Source organism: Nonomuraea sp. NPDC048916, from assembly GCF_040649575.1.
In the GTDB taxonomy this organism is placed as follows: Bacteria; Actinomycetota; Actinomycetes; order Streptosporangiales; family Streptosporangiaceae; genus Nonomuraea.
This window is the reverse complement of record NZ_JBEZFS010000016.1, coordinates 1-25,046: the sequence shown is the minus strand read 5'-3', so window position 1 is coordinate 25,046 and position 25,046 is coordinate 1. Positions and strand designations below refer to the sequence as shown.

18 protein-coding genes and 1 pseudogene are annotated in these 25,046 nt (G+C 72.5%); 10 read left to right on the top strand and 9 right to left on the bottom strand.

Translation table 11 applies throughout. The annotated features are described in order from the left end of the window. Positions 1-15: 15 nt before the first annotated feature. The gene (locus tag AB0C16_RS18935) at positions 16-993 is read right to left on the bottom strand and encodes an aldo/keto reductase (RefSeq protein WP_357684493.1); all 978 of its coding nucleotides are present in this window, start codon (positions 991-993) and stop codon (positions 16-18) included. 138 nt (positions 994-1,131) lie between these two features. Between AB0C16_RS18935 and AB0C16_RS18930 the strand changes: the two genes are divergently transcribed. Beyond that, entirely contained in the window at positions 1,132-2,370 is a 1,239-nt protein-coding gene (locus tag AB0C16_RS18930) for an FAD-dependent oxidoreductase (RefSeq protein ID WP_357684491.1), read from the top strand. Between the two features lie 72 nt (positions 2,371-2,442). After that, positions 2,443-5,739, top strand: coding sequence for a hypothetical protein (locus AB0C16_RS18925; protein WP_357684489.1), 3,297 nt, complete (start codon positions 2,443-2,445; stop codon positions 5,737-5,739). A gap of 72 nt (positions 5,740-5,811) precedes the next feature. Here AB0C16_RS18925 and fdhD read toward each other — a convergent pair whose 3' ends face one another. The 5 genes from fdhD to AB0C16_RS18900 are packed head-to-tail and all read right to left on the bottom strand — an operon-like array spanning position 5,812 to position 12,240. Next, positions 5,812-6,675 (bottom strand): formate dehydrogenase accessory sulfurtransferase FdhD, encoded by an 864-nt coding sequence (fdhD, locus tag AB0C16_RS18920; protein ID WP_357684487.1) that lies wholly within the window; start codon positions 6,673-6,675, stop codon positions 5,812-5,814. Continuing rightward, on the bottom strand, positions 6,668-7,507 hold the full coding sequence (locus AB0C16_RS18915) for a 2Fe-2S iron-sulfur cluster-binding protein (RefSeq protein ID WP_357684726.1): 840 nt from the start codon (positions 7,505-7,507) through the stop codon (positions 6,668-6,670). The genes fdhD and AB0C16_RS18915 overlap by 8 nt, the downstream gene beginning before the upstream one ends. Further along, complete coding sequence (locus AB0C16_RS18910; protein WP_357684485.1) at positions 7,507-9,285, bottom strand: NAD(P)H-dependent oxidoreductase subunit E; 1,779 nt, start codon at positions 9,283-9,285, stop codon at positions 7,507-7,509. Before AB0C16_RS18910 ends, AB0C16_RS18915 begins: the two co-directional genes overlap by 1 nt. A gap of 4 nt (positions 9,286-9,289) precedes the next feature. Next, a complete protein-coding gene (locus AB0C16_RS18905; RefSeq protein ID WP_357684483.1) occupies positions 9,290-11,224 on the bottom strand; it encodes a molybdopterin-dependent oxidoreductase in 1,935 nt (644 codons plus the stop codon). Positions 11,225-11,262: 38 nt separating this feature from the next. Beyond that, a complete protein-coding gene (locus AB0C16_RS18900; protein WP_357684481.1) occupies positions 11,263-12,240 on the bottom strand; it encodes a 2-dehydropantoate 2-reductase in 978 nt (325 codons plus the stop codon). Here AB0C16_RS18900 and AB0C16_RS18895 point away from each other — a divergent pair. The 7 genes from AB0C16_RS18895 to AB0C16_RS18865 all read left to right on the top strand — a co-directional run bounded on the left by AB0C16_RS18895 (position 12,155) and on the right by AB0C16_RS18865 (position 22,224). Continuing rightward, a complete protein-coding gene (locus AB0C16_RS18895) occupies positions 12,155-14,071 on the top strand; it encodes a molybdopterin-binding protein (protein ID WP_357684479.1) in 1,917 nt (638 codons plus the stop codon). The two genes, AB0C16_RS18900 and AB0C16_RS18895, sit on opposite strands and share 86 nt — an antisense overlap. A 58-nt stretch (positions 14,072-14,129) precedes the next feature. Beyond that, entirely contained in the window at positions 14,130-15,800 is a 1,671-nt protein-coding gene (locus AB0C16_RS18890) for a thiamine pyrophosphate-binding protein (RefSeq protein ID WP_357684477.1), read from the top strand. Between the two features lie 12 nt (positions 15,801-15,812). Next, on the top strand, positions 15,813-17,036 hold the full coding sequence (gene frc / locus AB0C16_RS18885; RefSeq protein ID WP_357684475.1) for a formyl-CoA transferase: 1,224 nt from the start codon (positions 15,813-15,815) through the stop codon (positions 17,034-17,036). Between the two features lies 1 nt (position 17,037). After that, complete coding sequence (locus AB0C16_RS18880; protein WP_357684473.1) at positions 17,038-19,155, top strand: acetate--CoA ligase family protein; 2,118 nt, start codon at positions 17,038-17,040, stop codon at positions 19,153-19,155. A 74-nt stretch (positions 19,156-19,229) separates the two neighbouring features. Next, positions 19,230-20,717, top strand: coding sequence for an Nramp family divalent metal transporter (locus tag AB0C16_RS18875; RefSeq protein WP_357684471.1), 1,488 nt, complete (start codon positions 19,230-19,232; stop codon positions 20,715-20,717). Further along, on the top strand, positions 20,717-21,205 hold the full coding sequence (locus AB0C16_RS18870) for a hypothetical protein (RefSeq protein WP_357684469.1): 489 nt from the start codon (positions 20,717-20,719) through the stop codon (positions 21,203-21,205). Before AB0C16_RS18875 ends, AB0C16_RS18870 begins: the two co-directional genes overlap by 1 nt. Next, complete coding sequence (locus tag AB0C16_RS18865) at positions 21,202-22,224, top strand: TerC family protein (protein ID WP_357684468.1); 1,023 nt, start codon at positions 21,202-21,204, stop codon at positions 22,222-22,224. Before AB0C16_RS18870 ends, AB0C16_RS18865 begins: the two co-directional genes overlap by 4 nt. Positions 22,225-22,260: 36 nt before the next feature. On the opposite strand, the gene AB0C16_RS18860 is transcribed toward AB0C16_RS18865, so the two are convergent. From AB0C16_RS18860 to AB0C16_RS18850, 3 genes are all read right to left on the bottom strand, one after another. Next, the gene (locus tag AB0C16_RS18860; protein ID WP_357684466.1) at positions 22,261-22,437 is read right to left on the bottom strand and encodes a hypothetical protein; all 177 of its coding nucleotides are present in this window, start codon (positions 22,435-22,437) and stop codon (positions 22,261-22,263) included. Positions 22,438-22,530: 93 nt separating this feature from the next. Continuing rightward, positions 22,531-23,262 carry a GntR family transcriptional regulator gene (locus tag AB0C16_RS18855; protein WP_357684724.1) on the bottom strand — a complete coding sequence of 244 codons (732 nt, stop codon included), beginning with the start codon at positions 23,260-23,262 and terminating at the stop codon, positions 22,531-22,533. 87 nt (positions 23,263-23,349) lie between these two features. Next, positions 23,350-24,612 (bottom strand): MFS transporter, encoded by a 1,263-nt coding sequence (locus tag AB0C16_RS18850; RefSeq protein WP_357684746.1) that lies wholly within the window; start codon positions 24,610-24,612, stop codon positions 23,350-23,352. 90 nt (positions 24,613-24,702) lie between these two features. Here AB0C16_RS18850 and AB0C16_RS18845 point away from each other — a divergent pair. Further along, positions 24,703-24,888, top strand: a pseudogene (locus AB0C16_RS18845) (ATP-grasp domain-containing protein); the annotation flags it as partial. Between the last annotated feature and the right edge of the window lie 158 nt (positions 24,889-25,046).

Here is a 25,046-nt window from a genome sequence, read left to right as displayed (position 1 = left end):
GGCCGGCGCTCCGCACTACCAGCGGTCGTGGACCTGCGGGCGGATCAGCTCGTCGTAGACGGCCCGGACGGCCGCCAGGGTGGCCTCGGGCAGGGGCGGCAGCGCTGCGGCGGCCGCGTTGGCCGCGGCCTGGCCGGGGTTGCGGGCGCCGGGGATGACGACGGAGACGCCGGGCTGGTCGAGGATCCAGCGCAGCGCGAACTGCGCCATGGTCGCCCCCTCGGGCACCAGCGGAGCCAGCCGGCTAACCGCCTCCAGGCCGGTGGCGTAGTCGACGCCGGAGAACGTCTCGCCCACGTCGAACGCCTCGCCGTGCCGGTTGAAGCTGCGGTGGTCGTCGGGCGCGAAGACCGTCCGTTCGTCGTAGCGGCCGGACAGCAGGCCGCTGGCCAGCGGCACGCGCGCGATGACGCCCACCCCGGCGGCGCGGGCGGCGGGCAGCACCTCCTCCAGCGGCTTGAGCCGGAACGCGTTGAGGATGATCTGCACGGTCGCGACGCCCGGCCGGGCGATCGCCGTCAGCGCCTCCTCGCACCTCTCCACGCTCACCCCGTACGCGGCCAGCTTCTCCTCGGCGACCAGGGTGTCGAGCGCGTCGAAGACGGCGCCTGCGGAGTAGACCGGGGTGGGCGGGCAGTGCAGCTGCACCAGGTCGATGGTGTCGACGCCGAGGTTTCGGCGGGAGCGCTCGTTCCAGGCGCGGAAGTTGGCCATCACGTAGTTGGCGGGCACCTGCTCCATCCGGCGGCCCATCTTGGTGGCCACGGTGAGCTCCGGACGCCCCTTGGCGAACCGGCCGACGATCTGCTCGCTGCGCCCGTCGCCGTAGACGTCGGCGGTGTCGACGAAGGTCACTCCCTCGTCGGCGGCGGCCTCCAGGGTGGCGAACGCGTCCGCCTCGCTCACGTCGCCCCAGTCGGCCCCGAGCTGCCAGGCGCCGAGCCCGACCACACCCACCTGCCGTCCGGTCCGCCCCAGCATCCGCTGTTCCATAGCGGATCACCCTATCCGTACGTCCGCGCTTGGCGGGGGTAGGTGCCCCTTGAGTCGCTCCGGCGCGCGGGGTTGACCCATGGAGGTCACGGTCGCATGATGGAGTTATTCAACAGACGATGAAATATGGGAGTGTCGATGAGCGGTCAGGGGAGCTGCGTCATCATCGGAGGAGGTCCGGCCGGCATGGTGGCGGGCCTGTTGCTGGCCCGTGCCGGCGTCGAGGTGACCGTCCTGGAGAAGCACGGCGACTTCCTGCGCGACTTCCGCGGCGACACGGTGCATCCGTCGACCCTGCAGCTGCTCGACGAGCTGGGCCTGGGGGAGAGGTTCGCCAAACTCCCGCAGAACCGGATCCAGGAGATCGCCTTCCCTCTCGGCGACGACCGCCGCGTCGTCTTCGGCGACCTGCGCCGGCTGAAGGTCCGCCACCCCTACATCGCGATGGTGCCGCAGTGGGACCTGCTCACGCTGCTCGCCGAGGCGGCGGCCGAGGAGCCCGGCTTCACCCTGCGGATGCGCACCGAGGCGACCGACCTGATCCGCGAGCACGACCGGGTCGCCGGGGTGCGCTACCGCACCGAGGACGGCCGGACCGGCGAGATCCGCGCCGACCTGACCCTCGCCTGCGACGGCCGCTGGTCGATGGCCCGCCGCCGGGCCGGGCTGCGCGCCAAGGAGTTCCCGGTCTCGTTCGACGTCTGGTGGTTCCGGCTGCCACGCGCGCCCGAGGACGAGCCGGGCGCGCTCACCCCGATGTTGCGCGGCAACCGCATCCTGGTCATGATCCCGCGCGAGACCCATCTCCAGATCGGCTACCTCGCCAGGAAGGGCTTCGATCCCGAGCTGCGCGCCGCGGGCATCGACCACTTCCGGCGCGAGATCGCGCGGATCATGCCCGCGCTGGGCGACCGGGCGGCCGCCCTGGAGTCGATGGACGACGTCAAGCACCTGGACGTGCGCATGGACCGGCTGCGGCGCTGGCACCGCGACGGCCTGGTGTGCATCGGCGACGCGGCGCACGCCATGTCGCCGCTCGGCGGGGTCGGCATCAACCTGGCCGTGCAGGACGCGGTGGCCGCCGCGACGCTGCTCGCCGCGCCGCTGCGGCGCGGGACGGTCACCCCCGCGGTGCTCGCCCGGGTCCGCGCCCGCAGGCTGCTGCCGACCTTCCTCGTGCAGAGCCTGCAGCGGCTGCTGCACCGGGCCCTCACCGTGCCGGTCATCGAGGGCCGGCGCAAGGGCCCGCCGCGGGCCCTGCTGACCTTGCTGCGCGTGTTCCCCCAGCTGTCGTACGTGCCCGCCTACCTCATCGGCGTCGGCCTGCGCCCCGAGCACGCCCCGCCCTTCGCCAGACGCCCCGCCCGCACCCCGTGACCGGAGCGTACGGAAACGGGCTGGAGAAAAAACCGGGGCAATTGCGGGGATGTCTCGCCATAATCGGGCGTCATGCACGAGTTACCAGGGTCCGCGGACGAACTGCTCGACGAGATGGAGGTCCTGCCCTTCCGGGAGCGGTGCCGCCGGCTGAACCTCTACGGGAGGGAACTGGCGGGGCGGCCCGGGCTTCGAGGGATCCTGGACGGGCTCGCGCAGCGCGGCCCGTACGAGCGGCTCACCGGAGTGACCCTGGCGGCGGGGGCGGGGGAGACCGCCGACGTCGTCCGGGCGACGCGTGACCCGGATCCGGACGTCTCCGGCCACGCCATCGGCCTGGCCGTGCGCCTCGGCCTTCCCGCCGAGGTGATCGAGCGGATCGTCCACGAGGGATCGATGGCGGCCCGGACGGCCGTCTACGGGGCGATCCGGCGCGGCGGCCGGAGCGATCTGGCGGAGCGGCTGCTCGGCCGGGTCCGCGAGCGATGGGGTGAGCGGGAGGCCGCCGCACTCCTCGTCGCCTGCCGGCCGGAGGTGGTCGCGGCGGAGCTGGACGGCCTCGCGCACGCGGTGCGCAACTGGGCCGGCCTGGGCAGGCGGCACCCGCTCGCGGTCCTCGACCACGGCGAGAGCGTCCTGCCTGAGCTGCCGCACTACCTGCGGAGGGCGTGGTGGAGCGGGCACGCCGCGGGCATCGAGGCCGCCGCGCAGGCGGAGCCGGAACGCGTGATCGCGCTGCTGGAGCTGGACTGGACGGCCGCGCTGTCGGCGCGGTGCGTGGCACGGCTACTGGAGGCGGATCCCCGCCGCACGCTCGCCCTGTTCCTCGTCTCCGGGCGCGCGGCGTGGCTGCGCTCGCTGCTCCGGTCGAGAGCCGTCCGCAACCGCCTGCGCGCGCTGACCGACGCCGAGCTGGGCGTGATGGGGGGCGTGGTCCGGGAGGACGATCAGGGGCTGGCCGACCTGCTGCGCGCGCTGCCGCCGAGTCGCAGGGAGGCCGTGTTCGACGCGGCCATGACCGGCGTGGACCTCGGCCGGGCCGAGCTGTCCGGCGGGCTGCTGGAGGTTCTGCCGCTGGGCAGGCGCTCCGCCGAGGCGCGCCGGATGGCAGGGCTGAGGCACGTCGCGCAGAGCCCGTCCCGCCTGCTGGAGACGACCGCGTTCCTGCCGTACGGAGAGGCGGAGCCGGCGCTGCGGGCGGAGACCCGGCGCTCGAACGGGAGCGATCGCGCCCTCGGCTACCGGCACCTGATCGCGTGCGCGGGACGGAGCCGGGACCCGGAGGTGATCACCGGCCTGCTGGAATCACTGGAACGGCTCCGCAACGAGCAGGACCCGGTGCGGCTGGCCGCGGTCGAGGCGCTGGCCGCGATCCCGGCCGGCCTCTTCGAGCCCGCGCACCTGCCGGCGCTGGAGCGCGTGGTCGGCGACGCGCTCGCCGCCCGTGACTGCTCCTACGGGACCCACTACGCGCTCACCGGCCTGGCCGGCCGGGTGTTCGAGGGCGGCGCCGCACGGGATGACGCGGACATGCTGGAGTTCGCCATGCGGACCCTCGGCCTGGTCACCGCGCACACGGGGCGGATCTACCTGAGCCGCCTGTCCGGGGCGCTGCGTCCCGGTCAGGCGGCCAGGCTGGTGGACCGGCTGGCCCCGTACCTGGCCGCCGAGGCCGGGCACGACCGGCACGAGCTCGTGTTCCTGCTGGCCAGTGCCCTGGGCCGGCGCGGCCACGTGATCCCGGAGTTGCAGAGCGCGCTGGCCCGCGCGCTGACGTCGGCGAACGGGGAGAACGCCAGGAGGGCGATCGAGCACTGGATGGAGCCGCCGCGGACCAGAGGCGACCGGGTACCCGGTCTGCTGGCGATGGACCCGTCCACGGTCACGCTCCCCGATGTGTTCCAGGCGATCGCCTGGCACCGTACGGACCTGCTGGACGCCGTGCTGGGCGAGCGGGCGCCGCGGGGCCGGTTCGCCGAGCAGGGCATGCGGCGCCTACGGCACGTCACCCGCGCCGCCGCGCGCCGGTGGACGGCGCGGCAGCGGGAGGCCTGCCTGTGGCTGCTCCACCGGATTGCGGAGGACGCTGAGCTGCCCGGCCACGAGCGGGCCCTGGCGGTCCGGTCCATCGGTGAGATCCCGGCCGCCCCGGCCGGCGAGCTGGACCGCTACCTGAGCTCGCCCGACGACCTGACGCGCCGGGCGGCGCTGACCGCGCTGCCGTGGACCGGACACCCCCGGGACGCGCTCGCCGCCTTGCTGGACCGCGCGTACGGTGACGACGCCCACGTGGCGGTGTCGGCGGCGAGACGGGCCGCCCGGTTCGTGCCGCCTGGCGAGCTGGTGACGGCGCTGACCCCGATCCTCGCCGGAGGCAAGGTGACGGCCCGCAAGGAGGCCGTCCGCCTGCTCGCCGGGCACCGGGCGCCGGACGCGGCGAGCCGGCTGCGGGAGCTGTGGGACGAGGGGCGGCCCGGCCTCCGCACGGCGATCGCCTCGGCCTCCCTGGGGCTGCTCGACGATCCGGCGGCCTGGTCGCTGCTCGCGGACGCGGTGGCGGGAGGAGGCGACCCGGCCGCACCGGTGCTCGGCGCGCATCCCCTGGACCTGCCCGGACGCTTCCGCGGGCCGTACGCGGAGCTGGTCGTCGCCGCCGCCGGGTCGGACGACCCCGACACACGCCGGACGGCGGTCGGCGCGCTGGGCCGGTGGGCGCGGTACGCGCCCCCTGCCGTCGACCGGCTGGCCGGGATCGCGGGCGACCTCACCCGGACCGCCGACTGGGAGGTCGCGGCGCGGGCGCTGGTGATGTGCGCCCGCTCCGGGACGGGGGTCGAGGAGCTGCGGGCCACTGTGCGGGCTCTCGCCGCGGCCCCCGGCGAGCCCGACGCCGGCGCCGACCGCGACCGCCCGGCCGCCCAGCGGCTGGCCACGATCGTGGGCGCCCTGTACGAGCGGCACCGGATCGGCCGGGAAGCGGTCGAGCCGGTCGTCCGCCAGGTCGCGGGCGACTTCCCCGCGCATCTCGAGGCCGAGCTCGTCGCCGCCTCGGTGGACTGGGAGGATCCCCGCGAACAGCTCGCCACGCTGGTGGACCGGGCCGGCGGCGGCGTGCTGGTGGCCGTCGACGCGGGGCGCGTCCTCGCCGGGTCGGCGTCCGGCGTCGACCCGGGGCGGATCCTCCCCCACGCGGCCTGGCTGGCCGGGCGGAACGAGACGGGCGCCCTGCTGGCCACGGCGCTCGCCGCCCGGTGCGGTCCGCTGAGCGGCTGGGCGGAGCCATGGCGCGACCTGGTCCGGCAGGTGCGCAACGGCCCCTGGGCCGAGGCAGCCCACCTGGCGAGAAGCATCCACACCGCGGACGAGTGAGCTCACCGGAGCGGGATGTTGGGATGCCGAGCCGGCGGCTGGGGGCCAGGCGCGCCGGTCGGCATCCCGCCATCACCCCGTGGGTACCACCGCACCGGATGAGCCGTTTCCGGTGCCCGGAGTGACGTTCAGCCTCTTCTCGCCGGCGTAGACGTTCATCGACTCCCCGCGCAGGAAGCCGATCAGGGTCAGCCCCTCCTCGGCGGCCAGCTCCGCCGCGAGCGAGGAGGGGGCGGAGACGGCGGCCAGGGCGGGGACGCCGCCCATGACCGCCTTCTGCACCAGCTCGAAGGAGGCACGGCCGGACACCATGAGCACGGTGGAGCGCAGCGGCAGCCGGCCGTCGCGCAGTGCCCAGCCGAGCAGCTTGTCCACGGCGTTGTGCCGGCCGACGTCCTCGCGCACGCACAGCGGCTCGCCGTCGGCCGTGAACAGGCCCGCCGCGTGCAGCCCGCCGGTCCGGTCGAAGACCCGCTGGGCCGAGCGGAGCCGGTCGGGCAGGGCGGCGACCGTCGCCGGCGACAGCTCCAGCGGGTCGTCGCGGACGTTCCACCGGGCCACCGAGCGGACCGCCTCCAGCGACGCCTTGCCGCAGACGCCGCACGAGGAGGTGGTGTAGAAGTTGCGCGGCTCCGGCGGCGGGACGCCGGGGGCGAGCCGCACGTCCAGCACGTTGTACGTGTTGAGGCCCTCCCGGGTGGCGCCCGCGCAGTAGCGGATCGCGGCGATGTCGCCGGCCGAGCCGACGGCCCCCTCGCTGACGAGGAAACCGGCGGCCAGGTCGAAGTCGTCGCCCGGGGTCCGCATGGTGATCGTCAGCGGAACCCCGCCGACCCGGATCTCCAGCGGCTCCTCGGCGGCCAGGGAGTCGATCCGGTGCGTGTGAGCGGCCTCCCTGATGCGCATGATCGGCCGGCGCACGGTGACCCTAGACATATCCGTACCCGAAGCGGCCCTTGACGCAGAGGTTGCCGTGGGTGACCGGGTTGTCGTGCGGCGAGGTCACCTTGACGATCCGGTTCTCCTGCACGTGCAGGGTCAGGTTGCAGCCGACCCCGCAGTAGCTGCAGATCGTCGTCGTCTGGGTCTGACGCGACTCGTCCCAGGTGCCCTCGGCGCGCATGTCGAACTCCGACTTGAACGACAGCGCCCCGGTCGGGCACACCTCGACGCAGTTGCCGCAGTAGACGCAGGCCGAGTCGGTCAGCGGGGCGTCGAACTCGGTGGAGATCGTGGTTTCGAAGCCGCGGCCGGCGACGGCGATGGCGAAGGTGTTCTGCCACTGTTCGCCGCAGGCGTCGACGCACTTGTAGCACATGATGCACTTGCCGTAGTCGCGCACGTAGAGGTCGTTGTCCACCTTGACGGGCTGCTCGACCGTGGCCGCGTCCTCGCCGAACCTGTCCGGCTCGGCGCCGTACTCCTCGATCCACTCGGCGGCGCGCGGCGTCGTCGACAGGTCCACCGACGAGCCGAGCAGTTCGAGCACCACCTTGCGGCTGTGCCTGGCCCGCTCGGTGTCGGTGCCGACGGACATGCCCGGCTCGACCTTCCTGGAGCAGGCGGGGGCCAGCGTCCGCGCCCCCTCGACCTCGACGACGCACACCCGGCAGGCGTTCTTCGGGGTGAGCGTGTCGCCGTAGCAGAGGGTCGGCACGTCCTTCCCGGCCGCCGCGCAGGCGTCGAGGATCGTCGAGCCTTCGGGCACCCGTACGGCCTCGCCGTCGATCTCGACGTCGACGAGCCGGCGGGGCGGCTGCAGTGGGATCACTTGTATACCCCCAAGCGGTCGATGGCTGATTCCACCGCGTTCCAGGCGGTCTGTCCCAGGCCGCAGATCGAGGCGTCGCGCATGGTCTGGCCGACCTCGCGCAGCAGCACCAGGTCGCGCTGGTCGACCCGGCCGGACAGCCGGTGCAGGGCCTCCTCCTGGCGCACGGTGCCCACCCGGCACGGCACGCACTGGCCACACGACTCGTCGCGGAAGAACTCCGCGATCCGCAGCAGCATGCCCTTCAGGTCCACGGTGTCGTTGACGACGAGCACCACGCCCGACCCGAGCGTCGCGCCCGCCTGCCGGGTGCCCTCGAACGTCAACGGGATGTCCAGATCCGTGACGAACGCGCCGGCCGCGCCGCCGAGGAGCACCGCCCGGAGCGTGCCCTCCGGATGGGCGAGGTCCAGCAGGTCTCTCAGCGTCGCGCCGAAGGGCAGCTCGTAGACGCCCGGCTTCTCCACGGTGCCGGACACGCAGAACAGCTTGGTGCCCGTGGAGTCCTTCGTGCCGATCGCCGCGTAGGCCTGGGCGCCGTGCTCCAGGATCGGCAGCACGTTGACCAGCGTCTCCACGTTGTTGACGACCGTGGGCTTGCCGAACAGGCCCTTCTCCACCGGGAACGGCGGCTTGCTGCGCGGCTCGCCCCGGAAGCCCTCGATCGAGTTGAAGATGGCCGTCTCCTCGCCGCAGATGTAGGCGCCGGCGCCCCTCCTGAGCTCGATGTCGAAGGAGAAGCCCTGGCCGAGGATGTCCGCGCCGAGCAGGCCGCGGGTGCGGGCCGTGGCCATCGCGTGTTCCAGCCGCCGCGTCGCCCGGGGATATTCGCCCCTGATGTAGAGGTATCCCTTGGCGCAGCCGGTGGCGTAGGCGGCGATCGTCATCGCCTCGATGAGCGCGTACGGGTCGCCCTCCATGATCACGCGATCCTTGAAGGTGCCCGGTTCGCTCTCGTCGGCGTTGCACACCAGGTAGTGCGGGTGGTCGGGCTGGCGGGCGGTGGCGTCCCACTTCCGGCCCGTCGGGAAGGCCGCGCCACCTCTCCCCACCAGGCCCGACTCCAGCACCTCGCGGATCACGCCCGCCGGGCCGAGCTGGAAGGCCCTTCTCAGCGCCGCGTATCCGCCGCTCGCCCGGTAGTCGTCGAGGCTCGCCGGGTCCACTACCCCGATTCGCCCGAGCAGCACCAGTCCGGGCTGCCCGGCCTGCGGCACCGCCGCCTCGGCCGGAGGCTCAACCTGCTCGGCGGCGGCGAGGGCGTCCGGGTCGGCGGGGCCGTACACCGTCGCGGCGGGGGACTCGCCGGCCGTGAGGGCGAGCGCGGCCGGGGCCCGCTCGCACAGGCCGAGGCACGGGCTGGGCTGCCAGGAGTCTCCCGGCGCGCCGAGCCGTTCCTCGACGCGCCGCCGTACGTCCGCCGCGCCCTTCGCCTGGCAGGCGAGGTCGGTGCAGACGTGCAGCACGCGCGCCGGACGGGGTTGCAGCGAAAGCAGTGAGTAGAACGACGCGACGCCGTACGCCTCGGCGGGCGGGACGGTGAGGCGCCGGCAGATGTAGTCGAGCGCGCCCTCGCTGATCCAGCCGACGCGGTCGTTGACGGCGTGCAGCGCGGGCAGCAGCAGGTCGCGGGCGGGCTCGGAGCGGGCGGCGAAGCGCAGGCCGGTCGCGGTCCGGACGCCGCCGTCCCAGGCGGTGGCGGGCGGACCGAGCAGCGCGTCGACCGCCGCTCGCTCGTCGTCGGTGGGCTCGGCGTCGCGGAAGCGCAGGTCCACGGCGTCACCCGGCCTGGGCGGGCTGCAGGGGAGCGGCGTCCGCGGCGCGGGCGAGCTTCTCGACGCGCACGGCGGCCGCCTTGAACTCGGCCGTGCCCGCGATCGGGCAGGTGGCCTCGATGGTCAGCGCGTTGGTGTCCACCTCGTCCGGGAAGTGGAAGGTCATGAACACCAGCCCCGGCCGCAGGGCGGGGTCGATGTAGACGGGCGCGATCACCGAGCCGCGGCGGGAGGTGATCCGCACCTCCTCGCCCGCGACGAGCCCGAGCCGCTCGGCGTCCTCGGGGCACAGCTCGATGGTCTCGCCGCGGCGCAGGGGCGAGGCGAAGCCGGAGGACTGCACCCCGGTGTTGTACGAGTCGAGCCGGCGGCCGGTGGTGAGCCGCAGCGGATACTCCTCGTCCAGGAGGTCCACCGGCGGAGAGTGCGGGATGACCGCGAACGGGGCCGGCAGGCCGCGCCGGACCGGGTCGTCGTCCCAGAGCCGTCCGTGCAGGTAGGGCGGTTCGAGTGAGTCCTCCGACGGGCAGGGCCACTGGATGCCCTGCAACTCCGTCAGCCGCCGGTAGCTCATCCCGGTGTGCGCGGGGGACAGGGCGCGCAGCTCGTTCCAGACCTCTTCGGCGCCGTCGTAGCGCCAGTCGTGGCCCAGCCTGCGGGCCAGCTCGCACATGATCTCGATGTCGTCCCGGGCCTCTCCCGGCGGGTCGAGGGCCCTGCGCACCCGCTGGACCCGGCGCTCGCTGTTGGTGAAGGTGCCCTCGGCCTCGCACCAGGCGGCGCTGGCGGGCAGCACCACGTCGGCCAGCTGGGCGGTCTTGGTGAGGAAGATGTCCTGGACGACGAGGTGGTCGAGCATCGACAGGCGCTTGACGCAGGCGAGGGAGTCGGCCTCGGACTGGACGGGGTTCTCGCCGATCAGGTAGCAGGTGGTGATCTCGCCCTCGGCCATGCCCTCCAGCATCTGGGTCAGGTTGCGGCCGTAGCGGGGCTGGATCGGCGCCCGCCAGGCCCGCTCGAACCGCTCGCGGATGCCGGGGTCGAGGATGTCCTGGAAGCCGGGCAGCCGGTTGGGGATGGCGCCCATGTCGCCGCCGCCCTGCACGTTGTTCTGGCCGCGTAACGGTGACAGGCCGGAGCCGTAGCGGCCGACGTGGCCGGTGAGCAGGGCCAGGTTGATCAGGGCCCGGACGTTGTCGGTGGCGTTGTGGTGCTCGGTGATGCCGAGCGTCCAGCACAGCTGCGCGCGGTCGGCGCGGGCGTAGGCGTGGGCCAGCTCGCGGATGGCCTCGGCCGGCACCCCGGTCACCTGCTCGGCCGCGCTCAGGGTCCACGGCTCGACCGAGGCCCGGAACTCCTCGAAACCGATGGTGGCCCGCTCGATGAACGCCTGGTTGTGCAGCCCGGCGTGGATGATCTCCCGGGCGACCGCGTGGGCGAGCGGGATGTCGGTGCCCACGTTCAGGCCGAGCCAGCGGTCGGCCCACTGGGCGGTGCCGGTGCGGCGGGGGTCGACCGCGAACATCCGGGCGCCGTTGCGGATGCCCTTCAGCACGTGGTGAAAGAAGATCGGATGGGCGTTGCGCGCCGCCGAGCCCCACATCAGGATCACATCGGTGTCCTCCACCTCCTGGTAGGAGGAGGTGCCACCGCCACTGCCGAACACCGCCGACAGCCCGGCCACGCTCGGCGCGTGACACGTGCGGTTGCAGGAGTCAACGTTGTTGGTGCCGATCACCACGCGGGTGAACTTCTGGCCGATGTAGTTCATCTCGTTGGTGGAGCGGGCGCACGACAGCATCGCGAAGCAGTCGGGGCCGTGCTCGGCGACATTGCGGCGGAAACCCTCGGCGGCGCGCTCCAGCGCCTCCTCCCAGGTGGCCCTTCGCAACTCGCCGTTCTCGCGCACCAGTGGATGGGTCAGGCGGTCATAGCTCATGAGCCCTCCATTCTGTATACAGGCTACGGTATGTGTATCTATCCGGTACGGACAAGGTTCTCGTTGAGCAGGTCGCTCACCGCGTGGATCGCACGCAGCGTCGGCACCTCGGCGCCCGTGAGGTCCGCCAGCTCGACCACCGCCGCGAGCAGCACGTCCAGCTCCATCGGCTTGCCCTTCTCCAGGTCCTGGAGCGTGGAGGTGCGGTGCTCGCCCGCCTTCTCGGCGCCGCGCAGGCGGCGTTCGATCGAGATGCCGGGATCGCAGCCGACGTTCCCGGCCACCTCGACGGTCTCGCGCATCATCGCCCTGACCAGCTCCCTGGCGCCGTCGTGACGGCAGATCCCGGCCATCGTGGCCCTGGCCAGCGCGCTGATCGGATTGAACGCGATGTTGCCCATGAGCTTGATCCAGATGTCCCGGCGCAGGTCGGACTCGACCGGGCACTTGAGGCCGCCCGCCACGGCGGCGTTGCTGAAGTCGGCGCACCGGCCGCTCAGCGTGCCGGTCGGCTCGCCGATAGAGAAGCGGGTGCCCTCCAGGTGCCGGATCACGCCCGGCTCCTCGATCTCGGTGGCGGCGTAGACGACGCAGCCGATCGCGCGGTCCAGCGGGAGCGCGGCGGTGACGGCGCCTCCCGGGTCCACGCTCTCGATGCGGTAGCCCTGGTAGGGGCCCTTGAGCCCGTGGAAGTACCACCACGGGATGCCGTTCTGCGCGGCGATGATGCTCGTGGCCTCGTGCAGCAGGGGCTCGATCATGGGGCCCGCGGAGGCGTAGCTGTTCGCCTTGAGGCCCAGGAAGACGTGGTCCACCGGCCCGACCTCGCGAGGGTCGTCGGTGGCATGGGGGTGGGCGGTGAAGTCACCCCTGGGGCTGAGGACCCGCACTCCGGATCCGCGGATCGCCTCCAGGTGCGGGCCTCTCGCGATGAGGAACACCTCGACTCCCGCCCTGTGCAGGGCGGCTCCCACGTACGCGCCGATGGCGCCGGCGCCAAGAACAGCGACCTTCACCGATACCTCCGTTCTCGCGTCGTATTGTGCATTCGGTATACAGTATGGAAAAATGCCGGTCAAGGAGCCGCCCATGACTGTCGCCGGACACGAACCCGACCTGAAGCCCGGAACGCACGCCTGCGGAGGCGCCACCGGCCCCGCCGACCTCGACGGCTCCGGCGGGATTGACAACGCGGGCGGCGCGGACGGCCCGGTCGAGCAGGTAGGGCCGGTCGAGCTGGTTGAGCAAGCCGGGCCGGTTGGGCCGGTCGGGCCGGTCGGCTGGGAGGTGGCGCGGCGGATCGCGGCCGGCGCCGCGAGGCCGCGGGCGGTGGTCGAGGCGCCGCTGCCCGAGGCGCAGGGGTGCCGGCTGGCCGTGCCGCTGCGCGCGCTGGTCGCCGTGCCGGGCGCCGACGTGGCGGCCATGGACGGGTACGCGGTGGCCGGACCGCCGCCGTGGCGGGTCGCCGGTCAGGTCCTCGCCGGGGGCAGGCCCTACGGCGATCCACTCCGCGCCGGTGAGGCGGTGGAGATCGCCACCGGCGCCCCGGTCCCCATGGGGACCACCGCCGTCCTCCCGTACGAGGACGCCGTCCTCCTGCCGGCCCCGGACGCCGCGGCGCCGGCGTGCGAGGACGCCGGTTCCCCGCCGGGGGCCGGCCGCACGGTGCCGTGCGAGGGTGCTGGCCGAGTGCCCGGGGTGGGCCGGATGATGCCGTCTCGCGAGGACGCCGGTTCCCCGCCGGGGGCCGGCCGCACGGTGCCGTACGAAGGTGTTGGCCGGGTGGTGAGGGCGCGAGGGGAGATCGCGGCGGGACGGCACGTCCGGCGCCGGGGCGAGGACATCGCCGAGGGCGCGGTGGTGCTGGAGCCGGGAGCGGTGGTGACGCCGGTGGTGCTCGGGTTGGCCGCGGGGCTCGGGCACGACGTGCTCCGGGTGCGGCCCCGGCCGGCGGTGACGGTGCTCGTCACCGGCGACGAGGTGGTGGACGCGGGTCTGCCGGAGCCGGGCCGGGTGCGCGACGCCATCGGGCCGTTCCTGCCCGGCCTGGTCGAGTGGGCCGGTGGCCGCGTCACCGGCGGGATCCGGCTCCCCGACGGCGCCGACCCGTTGCGCGCCGCCCTCGCCGCGTCGGCTGGCCCCCGCGCCGCCGCAGCGCCCCGCGCCGCCGCAGGGCCTCTTGGCGCTACGGCGCCCCGCGCCGCACCGGATGGTGCCGCCTCTTCGGGTGGCGTTGCCTTGTCGGACGGCGCTGAGGCAGATGACGCCGGATCGGCGGGGGACGGGATGGGCGGCGTCGTCGACGTGGTCGTGGTGTGCGGGGCGTCGTCGCGGGGGCCGGCCGATCACCTGCGGGCGGTGCTCGCGGAGCTCGGGGCGGAGGTGCTGGTCGACGGGGTGGCCGTGCGCCCCGGGCATCCGCAGCTGCTCGCCCGGCTGAGGGCCGGGCCGCTGGTGGTGGGGCTGCCCGGCAACCCCTATGCGGCGCTCGGCGCGGCGCTCACGCTGCTGGTGCCCGTCCTGGGCCGGCTGACCGGTACGGAGCGCGGGCGCGAGACCGGTGCCCTGGCCGGACCGGTCGGGGCGCACCCGCATGACATCCGGCCGGTCGCGGTGCTGCGAACGGGCGCGGCCGGATCGGTCAGGGCGCACCCGCACGACACCCGGCTGGTCGCGGTGCGGCGAACGGGCGGGGGCGTGGTCCCGGTCGGGCACGACCGGCCGGGATCGCTCTGGGGCGCCGCGCTGGCGGACGCCCTGGCCGTGGTGCCGCCGGGCTGGAACGGGGAGCGGGTGGAGCTCCTCGAGTTGCCCGGAGGTCTAGACAGGCCGTTCACAACAGGGTAACCATTGCCTTCATACGGTATGCAGTATGCGGAAGACACTCGCCCGAAAGGTTGGCACGATGTCGGAAACGATCTCTGGTGGTCATCTTGTAGCCAAGGCACTCAAGGCGGAGGGCGTGGACGTGATCTACACGCTCTGCGGCGGCCACATCATCGATATCTACGACGGCTGTGTCGATGAGGGCATCGAGGTCATCGACGTACGCCATGAGCAGGTCGCCGCGCACGCCGCCGACGGCTACGCGCGGATCACCGGCAAGCCCGGTTGCGCGGTGGTCACGGCCGGGCCGGGCACGACCGACGCGGTCACCGGCGTGGCCAACGCGTTCCGCGCGGAGAGCCCGATGCTGCTCATCGGCGGCCAGGGAGCCCTCAGCCAGCACAAGATGGGCTCGCTGCAGGACCTTCCGCACGTCGACATGATGACCCCGATCACCAAGTTCGCCGCGACGGTGCCCGGCACCGAGCGCGTGGCGGACCTCGTCTCGATGGCCTTCCGCGAGTGCTATCACGGCGCGCCCGGGCCGTCCTTCCTGGAGATCCCGCGCGACGTGCTGGACGCGAAGATCCCGCTGGAGCGGGCGCGGCTCCCCAAGCAGGGCCACTACCGCGCCTCGACCCGCCAGCAGGGCGACCCCGAGGCGATCGAGCGGCTGGCCGACCTGCTGGCGCACGCCGAGAAGCCGTGCGTGCTGCTCGGCAACCAGGTCTGGACCTGCCGCGCGACCGACGCGGCGATCGACTTCGTGCGCGCCCTCAACGTCCCGGCCTACATGAACGGCTCGGGACGCGGCACCCTGCCGCCGGGCGACCCGCACCACTTCCAGCTCTCCAGGCGGCACGCCTTCACCGAGGCCGACCTGATCATCATCGTCGGCACCCCGTTCGACTTCCGGATGGGCTACGGCAAGCGGCTGTCGCCCACCGCGACCGTGGTCCAGATCGACCTCGACTACCGCACTGTCGGGAAAAATCGGGACATTGACCTGGGGATCGTCGGCGACGCCGGCCTCATCCTGGCGGCGGCGGCCCAGGCCGCGAGCGGCCGGATCGACAACGCGGCGGCCCGGCGCAAGGAGTGGCTCGACGAGCTGCGCGCGGTCGAGGCCAAGGCCTACGAGAAGCGCCTGCCCCGCCAGCTGTCCGGCGCCCAGCCCATCGACCCCTACCGCCTGGTCCACGAGATCAACGAGTTTCTCACCGAGGACACGATCTACATCGGCGACGGCGGCGACATCGTCACCTTCTCCGGCCAGGTCGTGCAGCCCAAGTCGCCCGGCCACTGGATGGACCCCGGACCGCTCGGCACCCTGGGCGTCGGCATGGCCTTCGCGATGGCCGCCAAGCAGGCCCGGCCGGACAAGGAGGTGCTGTGCCTGTTCGGCGACGGCGCCTTCAGCCTCACCGGCTGGGACTTCGAGACCATGGTCCGCTTCAACCTCCCGTTCATCGGCGTCATCGGCAACAACTCCTCGATGAACCAGATCAGGTACGGCCAGGCCGCCAAGTACGGCCAGGAGCGCGCCCGCGTCGGCAACACCCTGGGCGACATCCGCTACGGCGACTTCGCCAAGCTCCTCGGCGGCCACGGCGAGGAGGTCCGCGACCCGGCCGAGATCGCCCCGGCGCTCCGGCGGGCCCGGGAGTCGGGCAAGCCCTCGCTCATCAACGTGTGGGTCGATCCCGAGGTCTACGCCCCGGGGACCATGAACCAGACCATGTACAAGTAGGGAGAGGCGGCTGTGAAGGCTCTCGAAGGTGTCCGCGTCCTCGACATGACCCATGTCCAGTCGGGCCCGTCCTGCACCCAGCTGCTCGCCTGGCTCGGCGCCGACGTGGTCAAGCTGGAGGCCCCGGCGGGCGACATCACCCGCCAGCAACTGCGTGACGTCCCCGACGTCGACAGCCTCTACTTCACGATGCTCAACTGCAACAAGCGCAGCATCACCCTGAACATGAAGAGCGAGCGGGGCAAGGAGATCTTCACCGAGCTGGTGAAGGGCTCCGACGTCCTGGTGGAGAACTTCGGCCCCGGCGCGGTCGACCGCATGGGCTTCCCATGGGAGCGGCTCCAGGAGCTCAACCCCCGCCTGGTCTACGCCTCGATCAAGGGCTTCGGCACCGGCCGCTACGCCAGGTTCAAGGCGTACGAGGTGATCGCCCAGGCGATGGGCGGCTCGATGTCGACCACCGGCTTCGAGGACGGCCCGCCGCTGGCCACCGGCGCGCAGATCGGCGACTCGGGCACCGGCATCCACGCGGTCGCCGGCATCCTGGCCGCGCTCTACCAGCGCGAGCAGAGCGGGCGGGGGCAGCGGGTGCAGGTCGCGATGCAGCACGCGGTGCTCAACCTGTGCCGGGTCAAGCTGCGCGACCAGCAGCGGCTCGCGCACGGCCCGCTGCGCGAGTACCCGAACAGGACGTTCAGCGACGAGGTGCCGCGCTCGGGCAACGCCAGCGGCGGCGGCCAGCCCGGCTGGGCGGTGCGCTGCGCGCCCGGCGGACCCAACGACTACATCTACGTGATCGTCCAGCCCGTCGGCTGGAAGCCGCTGTCGGCCATCATCGGCCGCCCCGAGCTGGCCGACGACCTCGAGTGGGCCACCCCGGAGGCGCGGCTGACCAAGCTGGACAAGATGTTCCAGCTCATCGAGGAGTGGACCATCCGCCACGACAAGTGGACCGTCCTCGACCGGCTCAACGCCGAGAACGTCCCGTGCGGCCCGATCCTGTCGACCAGGGAGCTGGTCGAGGACGAGAGCCTGCGCGAGGAGGGCATCGTGGTCGCCGTCGAGCACCCCGAGCGCGGCGAGTTCGTCACCGTCGGCAGCCCGCTGCAGCTGTCGGACTCGCCGGTCGAGGTGACCACGCCGCCGTTGCTCGGCCAGCACAACCAGGAGATCTACGGAGCCCTCGGCGTGAGCGCCGCGGAGCTGTCCGAGCTCAAGACGAACGGAGTCATCTGACATGGACGCGGTCCGCGAGGTCCTGGAGAAGGCGAGGGCCGAGGGCCGTACGGCCCTGACCGCCCCCGAGGGGCGGACGATCTGCCAGGCGTACGGCATCGCGACCCCCGGCGAGGGGCTGGCCACGTCGCCCGAGGAGGCGGCCCGGATCGCCGCCGAGATCGGCTTCCCGGTCGTGCTGAAGATCGTGTCCCCGGACATCCTGCACAAGACCGACGCCGGCGGCGTGCTGGTCGGCCTGAAGACGGCCGAGGAGGTCGCCGCCGGCCACGAGACGATCATCGCCAACGCCCGCGCCCACGACCCCGACGCCCGGATCGAGGGCGTCCAGGTGCAGCAGCTCGTCGGCGGCGGGCACGAGGTCATCGTCGGCGCGGTCACCGATCCCACCTTCGGCAAGGTCGTCGCGTTCGGACTCGGCGGGGTGCTGGTCGAGGTGCTCAAGGACGTGACGTTCCGGCTCGCCCCGCTCACGGGCGAGGAGGCGCTCGGCATGCTGGACGACATCAGGGCCGCGGAGGTGCTGCGCGGCGTGCGCGGCGCCGCGCCCGCGAACCGGGACGCGCTCGCCGGGCTGATCGGGAACGTCGGCCGGCTGGTGGCCGACTTCCCCGAGATCGCCGAGGTCGACCTCAACCCGGTCTTCGCGAGCGCCGACGGAGCCGTCGCCGCCGACGTGCGCGTCATCATCGGCGAGCCCACACCGGAGCGCGAGCGCCCCTCGCGCGAGGAGATCCTGGCCAAGATGAACCGGATCTTCAAGCCGCGCTCCGTCGCCGTGATCGGCGCCTCCGCCGAGGAGGGCAAGATCGGCAACTCGGTCATGCGCAACCTCATCAACGGCGGCTACCAAGGGCAGATCTTCCCGATCAACCCCAAGGCGCCCGAGATCATGGGGCTGCCGGCCTACCGGAGCGTCTCCGACGTGCCCTACGACGTGGACGTGGCGGTCTTCGCCATCCCCGCCAAGTTCGTCGCCGCGGCGCTCGAGGAGGTGGGGCGGAAGGGCGTGGCCGGCGCGATCATGATCCCGTCGGGCTTCGCCGAGACCGGCAACGTCGAGGGCCAGCAGGAGATCGTCGAGATCGCCCGGCGCCACGGCGTGCGGATGCTCGGCCCCAACATCTACGGCTACTACTACACGCCGGAGAACCTCTGCGCGACCTTCTGCACGCCGTACGACGTCAAGGGCGGCGTGGCGCTGACCTCGCAGAGCGGCGGCATCGGGATGGCCATCCTGGGCTTCAGCCGCACCACCAAGATGGGCGTCTCGGCGATCGTCGGCGTCGGCAACAAGGCCGACGTGGACGAGGACGACCTGCTGACCTTCTTCGAGCAGGACGACAACACCCGCGCGGTGGCCATGCACCTGGAGGACCTCAAGGACGGCCGCGGCTTCGTCGAGGCGGCTCGGCGGGTGGTGAAGGAGAAGCCGGTCATCGTGCTGAAGGCGGGGCGCACCGCGATGGGCGCGCGGGCCGCCGGCTCCCACACCGGCGCCCTGGCCGGTGACGACAAGGTCTACGACGACATCCTCAAGCAGGCCGGCGTGGTGCGGGCGCCCGGCCTGAACGACATGCTGGAGTACGCCCGGGCCCTGCCGCTGCTGCCCGCCCCCAAGGGCGAGAACGTGGTCATCATCACCGGGGCCGGCGGCTCGGGCGTGCTGCTCTCCGACGCCTGCGTCGACGCCGGGCTGACGCTCATGGACATCCCGCCCGACCTGGACGAGGCGTTCCGCGCCTACATCCCGCCCTTCGGCGCGGCCGGCAACCCGATCGACATCACCGGCGGCGAACCGCCGTCGACCTACGAGAACACGGTCCGCCTGGGCCTGGCCGACGAGCGGATCCACGCGCTCGTCCTCGGCTACTGGCACACGATCGTGACCCCGCCCATGGTCTTCGCGGAGCTCATCTCCCGCGTGGTGGCCGAGGAGCGGGCCAAGGGCAACACCAAGCCGGTCGTGGCCTCGCTGGCTGGGGACACCGAGGTGGAGGAGGCCTGCGAGTACCTGTTCGAGCATGGTGTGGTCGCTTATCCGTACACGACGGAGAAGCCCGTAGCGGTCCTCGGTGCGAAGTACCGCTGGGCCAGAGCCGCCGGACTGTTGCCCTAGAGCCAAGGGCACGGTTCAGGCGAGGGGGCGCATCGGGGCGCAGAAGAACCAACAACCCCCCAGGAGGTCCTTCAGTGGACACATCGAAGACACCGGCGACGGCGGCGCCGCCGGTCGAGGACGAACGAGTATGGAAAGCGGGCCGGCTCGAGCCGATGCCCATCAGGAAGCTCCCCGACGCGCCTCCCTCGGTGCACATCCTCGGGCCGACCGTCTTCCTCGTGGCTCTGGGCGTCGGCATGGGCGAGTCGTACATGTGGCCCCGGCTGGTGCTGCTGTTCGGGCCGGAGATCCGGTGGCTCTTCCTGATCGGCGTGACGCTGCAGGCCGTGGTCATGCTGGAGATGGCCCGCTACGCCATGGCGACGGGGGAGAGCATCTTCTCCGGGGCGGCCCGGGTGTTCAAGCCGCTGATGTGGTTCTTCTTCATCGTCGCGATCGCCGTCTACATCTGGCCGGGGCACTTATCGGCCGGCGCGGCGGCGTTCGAGGAGATAACCGGCATTCCCTGGATGGTGACCGCGATCGTCGGACTGGTCCTGGTCGGCGTGGTCTTCAGCCTCGCCAAGGTGATCTACAGCGTGCTGGAGAGCGTCCTGTCGCTGCTCATCGGCACGCTGGTGATCGGCACCGCGGTGGTCGCCTCGCTGGTCGGCTCCTGGAGCGACGTGGTCTCCACGATCACCGGCATGTTCTCCTTCGGCTACCTGCCGGCCGAGGCGATGTCGGCGGCGTGGTTCCCGGTCATCGTCGGGGCGTGCGCCTTCGCCGGGCCGTCGGGCATGCAGCAGATGTGGTACACGCTGCACCTGCGTGACTCCGGGGCCGGCATGGGTGTGCACATCCCGCGCATCCGCGGCCTGCGCCACGCGGGCGAGGAGGAGGCCATGCCGTCGCGTGGCTTCATGTTCGACACCGAGGACCCGGCCGAGATGGCCAAGTGGAAGGGCTGGCGGCGCTGGGTCACGTTCGACGCGCTGCTGCTGTTCTGGGGCATCACGATGCTGGTCACGATCTCCTTCACGGTGATCGCCCAGGCCGCGGTGCGGCAGAACCCCGCCGTCCGCACGGCCATCCAGGGAGACGACCGCGAGGTGGCGCTCAGCGCCATGTCGGACGCCGTCTCCTCGGCGGGCAGCTCGGTGCTCGGCGTGGTCTTCCTCGGGTTCATCGCGCTGATCGGCCTGAACGCGACGCTGGGGCTGTTCGACTCCTTCTCGCGCGGCCAGGCCGACATGACGTACAACTTCGTCAAGGGCGCCAAGAAGCTGCGCATGTCGCACCTGTACGCGGGCTTCCTGTGGGGAGTGATCATCTTCGGCATCCTGATCCTGCTGTTCGGCCCGGCCGACGGGCCCAGCGGGATCCTGGACACGCTGGCGTTCCTGTCGACCTTCGCGATGGGCGCCTACTGCGTGACGCTGCTGCTGGTCAACAACCGCATGCTGCCCAAACCGATCAGGCCGAGGTGGTGGACGAACGTGATCATCGGATTTGGCGCGTTCTTCTACCTCGGCATGCTGTTCTACAGCCTGTTCGCCTTCGGCGTGGTCGTGGGCTGATGATCGGACGGCACAGCCTCGAACTCGCCCTGCCAGGGGCGTCGATCGGAGCCGTCGCCGGTGCCGTGGCCGGCGGGCTGACCCTCCTCGCGGGGCAGCCTGCCGGCATGGCCGCGCTCTCGGCACTGGCGCTCGCCGTACCCGTCGCCCTGTTCGGGGGACTGTACGGCGTGCTGCTGGGCGAGGGCGTGTTCCGGCCGGGGACCTTCGGGCCGGCGGGCCTCTACTGGATGGCGGCCTACCCGTTGTCCCGGTTGTTCCAGGAAACCGTGGCCGGAGTTGGCATGGCCGACGGCGTGCTGCCTTTCCTGGCGTTCCAGGCCATGGTCAGCTTGGGTTTCGCGATCGGCTTCATCTGGCTGCACGAGCGGCTCATGCCGCACTGGCTGCTCCGCCGCGCCGCGGGTAATCCGCGCGCCGAGGAGCTGCTCGACCACTACATCCGGCACGCCCAGGCCCTGAGCCGGAGGAAGGAGGCACGGCGGTGAACCTGCCCGCCTGGGTATGGCTGGCCACGATCGGCGGCTTCTGCGTGGTGCTGGCGTTCGACTTCTACCTCGTCGCCCGCAACCCGCGCGAGCCGTCGTTCAGGGAGTGCGTCGGCTGGGTGTCGTTCTACGTCGGCCTGGCCGCGCTGTTCGGCGTCGGGCTGCTCGTGTTCTCGGGCCCGGCGCACGGCGGGGAGTTCTTCGCCGGCTGGATCACCGAATACTCCCTCAGCGTCGACAACCTCTTCGTCTTCCTGCTGATCATGAGCAGGTTCCGGGTGCCGCGCCCGTACCGCCAGAAGGTGCTGCTCATCGGCATCGTCCTGGCGCTGGCCATGCGGGGCGGGTTCATCGCGGCGGGCGCCGAGGCGGTGGCACGGTTCGACTGGCTGTTCTACGTGTTCGGCGCCTTCCTCATCTACACCGCGTGGAAGCTGATCGGCCATGAGGAGGAGGCGGAGTTCTCGGAGAACGTCGCGCTGCGCGCCGTCCGGCGGGTGCTGCCGACCACCGACACCTACCACGGCGCCCGCCTGACGGTGCACCACGGCCGGCGGCTGGTCACTCCCATGCTCATCGTGATGGTCGCCATCGGCACCACCGACCTGTTGTTCGCGCTGGACTCGATCCCGGCCATCTTCGGGCTGACCAAGGAGCCCTACCTGGTCTTCACCGCCAACGCCTTCGCCCTGATGGGGCTGCGGCAGTTGTTCTTCCTCGTGGGCGGCCTGCTCGACCGGCTGGTCTACCTGAGCAAGGGACTGTCGGTGGTGCTGGCCTTCATCGGCGTCAAACTGGTGCTGGAGGCGCTGCACCACGACGGCGTCTCGTGGGCGCCGGAGATCCCGATCATGCTGTCGCTCGGGGTCATCCTCGGCACCCTCGCCGTGACCACGGTGCTGAGCCTGATGAAGTCGGCCCGCGACGCCAGGAACGTCGAGGCGGCCGGGAAGGCGGCGGAGAAGACGGCCGGGAAGGCGGCGGGGAAGGCGGAGGTGTCGGAGCCGGTGGAGGGCTGACCGTCGTGGGCGGGGGCGCCGGCTCCTGCCCACGGCTCAGCTCCGCGGCGCCTTGCGGACGTCCTGCTCCGCGGCCCATCTGCGCAGGTGGTGCTCCGCGTCGTCGGCGGAGTGGTGCTTGCGCAGCGCGGCGCTCAGGCCGAGGCCGATCGCCCGGCCGTCGGCCGGGTGGCCCAGTGGATCACCAAGAAGAAAGCGGACAAACGCCTTCATCGACCATTCACCTCCCATCGTTCACCTCCCAACGTGAAAGCTCATCCTCTACCCAGGGTGTCAACCGGCGGCCGGCCGCGTGTGAACGTCTTGTCAATTCGCTGACGACGTGCGGGTACGCCGCCGGCGTACGGGCTTGGGGGCCGGCTCGACCGGCTCGACCGCGCGCTGCTCCCGGTAGGAGGCACGGGTGCTCTCGGTGTGCTCGCGCATGATCTGCGCGGCCCGCTGCTCGTCACCCGCCTCGATGGCGTCGATCAGCGCCGCGTGCTCACGCCACGACGTCATGCCGCGCTGGCGGGCCACGGGCGTGTGGTACCAGCGCACCCGGCGGGCCACCTGGGCGGCCAGCTCGGCCAGCACCTTGTTGCCGGACAGCGCGGTGACCAGGGCGTGCAGATCGGAGTTGGTCGCCACGGCGGCGTCGGTGTCGTCCGACTCGACCGCCTGGATGCCGCGCGAGCACAGCTCGCGCAGCCGCTGGACGCCCTCCTCGCTCGCGTTGTGCGCGGCGAGCCGGGCCGACTCGGTCTCCAGCAGCGCGCGGACGGCGAGCAGCTGGTCGGCCTCCTCCACGGTGGGGACGTGCACGAACGCGCCCTGACCGGGGTGCAGGTCGACCCAGCCCTCGCCGCTGAGCTGCTGCAGCGCCTCGCGGACCGGCTGCCGGGACACCCCGAGCAGCTGGGCCAGCTCGCTCTCGACCAGGTGCTGGCCGGGCTTGAGCTGGCTGGAGACGATGAGCTCCTGGATGGCCTCGATCACGCTCTCCCGGAGCGTGGCGGGGCGGGGGATCTTGGCGCCCGCCTGGTCCGACAGCAGCATCATCTCTGGCTCCCAGAATGTTCTTCCGTTTTTCGTCGACTGCCTACAGCATACTGTCCGCCGGGGTGATCTCGCTGGTGAGCCTGGTCACACGGGGATCGTCGCGGGCAGCCCGGGCGCTCGCAGCCGCAGGCCGACCGGCGCGGTCAGCCCCGCCACGACCGCGGCCACCAGCAGCGCCTCGCCCGGCATGGTGAGGGCGAGCGCGGCCAGGCCGACGCCTCCGATCCCCGCCACGGCCTTCGCACTATAGACGACCGCGTGGATCTGCCCCGTACGCCCCGCCCCGAAGTAGTCGCGCACCAGGCTCGCGACGAGCGGGTAGAAGGCGCCGCCGGCCGAGCCCGCGGCGACGGCGCCCAGCCACAGGGGCGCGGTGACGGCCGATCCCGGCGAGGCGGGCCATCCGGCGGCGAGGAGGGCCTGGCCGAGCGCGAGCAGGGTGAGGACGCCCGCGAGCACCCGCCTGCGCCCGAACGCCTCCGAGCACCGCATGGCCAGCGCCCGCCCGGCGCCGTTCAGCGCCACGAGGACGGCGAGCGGGCCCCAGGCGCCGGTGCCCGCCACGACCACCACATCGAAGATCGACACCGCTCCCGCGCAGACCAGGATCGCGGCCAGGACGGGCAGCGCTCCCGTCCGGAGCGCCTGGGCCGGCGAGAACTCCCGCACCGGTCCCGGAGTCCGGCGCAGGATCGCCGCGTCCAGCGCGTGCGACCTGGGGTCGACGGTGTCCGGCCACCACAGGTCCGGCGGCAGCCGCAGGAACCGGGCCGCCGCCGCGATGGCCGCCCAGGCCAGGACCGAGGCGACGAGGAACGCCGCCGGCAGGGCGTCCGGGACCAGGCCCACCCACACCACCAGGGGCAGCGCTCCGTAGCCGAACGCGCCGGTCAGCAGGCCGACCCGGGTGGCGGGCCGTTCCGGGTGCCAGGAGGAGACGACCTCGCCGCACACGCCGTAGACCAGCCCGGCCCCCAGCCCGCCGAGCACGGCGTACCCGAGGAGGACGGCCGGCAGCGGGCCGGAGCCCGCCGTGAGGGCGAGGGTGAGCAGGCCGAGCCCGCTCAGCGCGGCGCCCGCGCCCAGGGCGGGCCGCACGCCGAGCCGGCGGCGCCGGACCAGGCGCAGGGCCGGCAGCGCGCCCGCGGCCTGGCAGACGATCCACACCGCCAGGGGGATCAGGGCGGTGCCGTCGCGGGTGAGGAGGGCCGCGTAACCGTACTGGAGGGGGCCGATCGCCACCATGGCGGCCCAGGCGAGCCAGAACATCCGGGGCCGGTCGGAGGGGACCGGTCCGACGAGGTAGGAGCGCCCGCGCCAGTCCCTGACCACTGCAGTGTTTTCCATACTGTATGGAATATCCCGCACCAGAGAGTCCTGTCGAGGGTCTGGACGAGGGATATTCCATACGGTATACCGTCTACAAAGGAGGCTCGAATGGACCTGTACGAACACCAGGCGAAGGAGCTCTTCCGGCGTCACGGCATCGAGGTACCGGCCGGCGGGGTCGCCACCACACCGGCCGAGGCACGCGAGATCGCCGCCGGCCTGGGCGCGCCCGTCGTGGTCAAAGCCCAGGTGAGGATCGGCGGCCGGGGCAAGGCGGGCGGCATCAGGGCCGCGCCGGACCCGGCCGCGGCCGGTGAGGTGGGCGGCCTTGCGCAGCGAGTCACGGGTGTGCTGGAACACGCCGGGCATCGAGGCGATCGGCGCGGGCTCGTCGATGCCCTCCTTGACGAACATCGGCAGGATCAGATCTGCGGGATGCAGCCTGGTGCCGG

Bases quoted from the DNA above. Each gene is read 5' to 3' on its own strand.
- AB0C16_RS18855 (WP_357684724.1), bottom strand. From the start codon at position 23,262: ATGCTGCTGTCGGACCAGGCGGGCGCCAAGATCCCCCGCCCCGCCACG.
- AB0C16_RS18870 (WP_357684469.1), top strand. From the start codon at position 20,717: ATGATCGGACGGCACAGCCTCGAACTCGCCCTGCCAGGGGCGTCGATC.
- AB0C16_RS18890 (WP_357684477.1), top strand. From the start codon at position 14,130: ATGTCGGAAACGATCTCTGGTGGTCATCTTGTAGCCAAGGCACTCAAG.
- AB0C16_RS18930 (WP_357684491.1), top strand. From the start codon at position 1,132: ATGAGCGGTCAGGGGAGCTGCGTCATCATCGGAGGAGGTCCGGCCGGC.
- fdhD (WP_357684487.1), bottom strand. From the start codon at position 6,675: ATGTCTAGGGTCACCGTGCGCCGGCCGATCATGCGCATCAGGGAGGCC.
- AB0C16_RS18880 (WP_357684473.1), top strand. From the start codon at position 17,038: ATGGACGCGGTCCGCGAGGTCCTGGAGAAGGCGAGGGCCGAGGGCCGT.
- AB0C16_RS18925 (WP_357684489.1), top strand. From the start codon at position 2,443: ATGCACGAGTTACCAGGGTCCGCGGACGAACTGCTCGACGAGATGGAG.
- AB0C16_RS18935 (WP_357684493.1), bottom strand. From the start codon at position 993: ATGGAACAGCGGATGCTGGGGCGGACCGGACGGCAGGTGGGTGTGGTC.
- AB0C16_RS18850 (WP_357684746.1), bottom strand. From the start codon at position 24,612: ATGGAAAACACTGCAGTGGTCAGGGACTGGCGCGGGCGCTCCTACCTC.
- AB0C16_RS18905 (WP_357684483.1), bottom strand. From the start codon at position 11,224: ATGAGCTATGACCGCCTGACCCATCCACTGGTGCGCGAGAACGGCGAG.
- AB0C16_RS18895 (WP_357684479.1), top strand. From the start codon at position 12,155: ATGAGGAACACCTCGACTCCCGCCCTGTGCAGGGCGGCTCCCACGTAC.
- AB0C16_RS18860 (WP_357684466.1), bottom strand. From the start codon at position 22,437: ATGAAGGCGTTTGTCCGCTTTCTTCTTGGTGATCCACTGGGCCACCCG.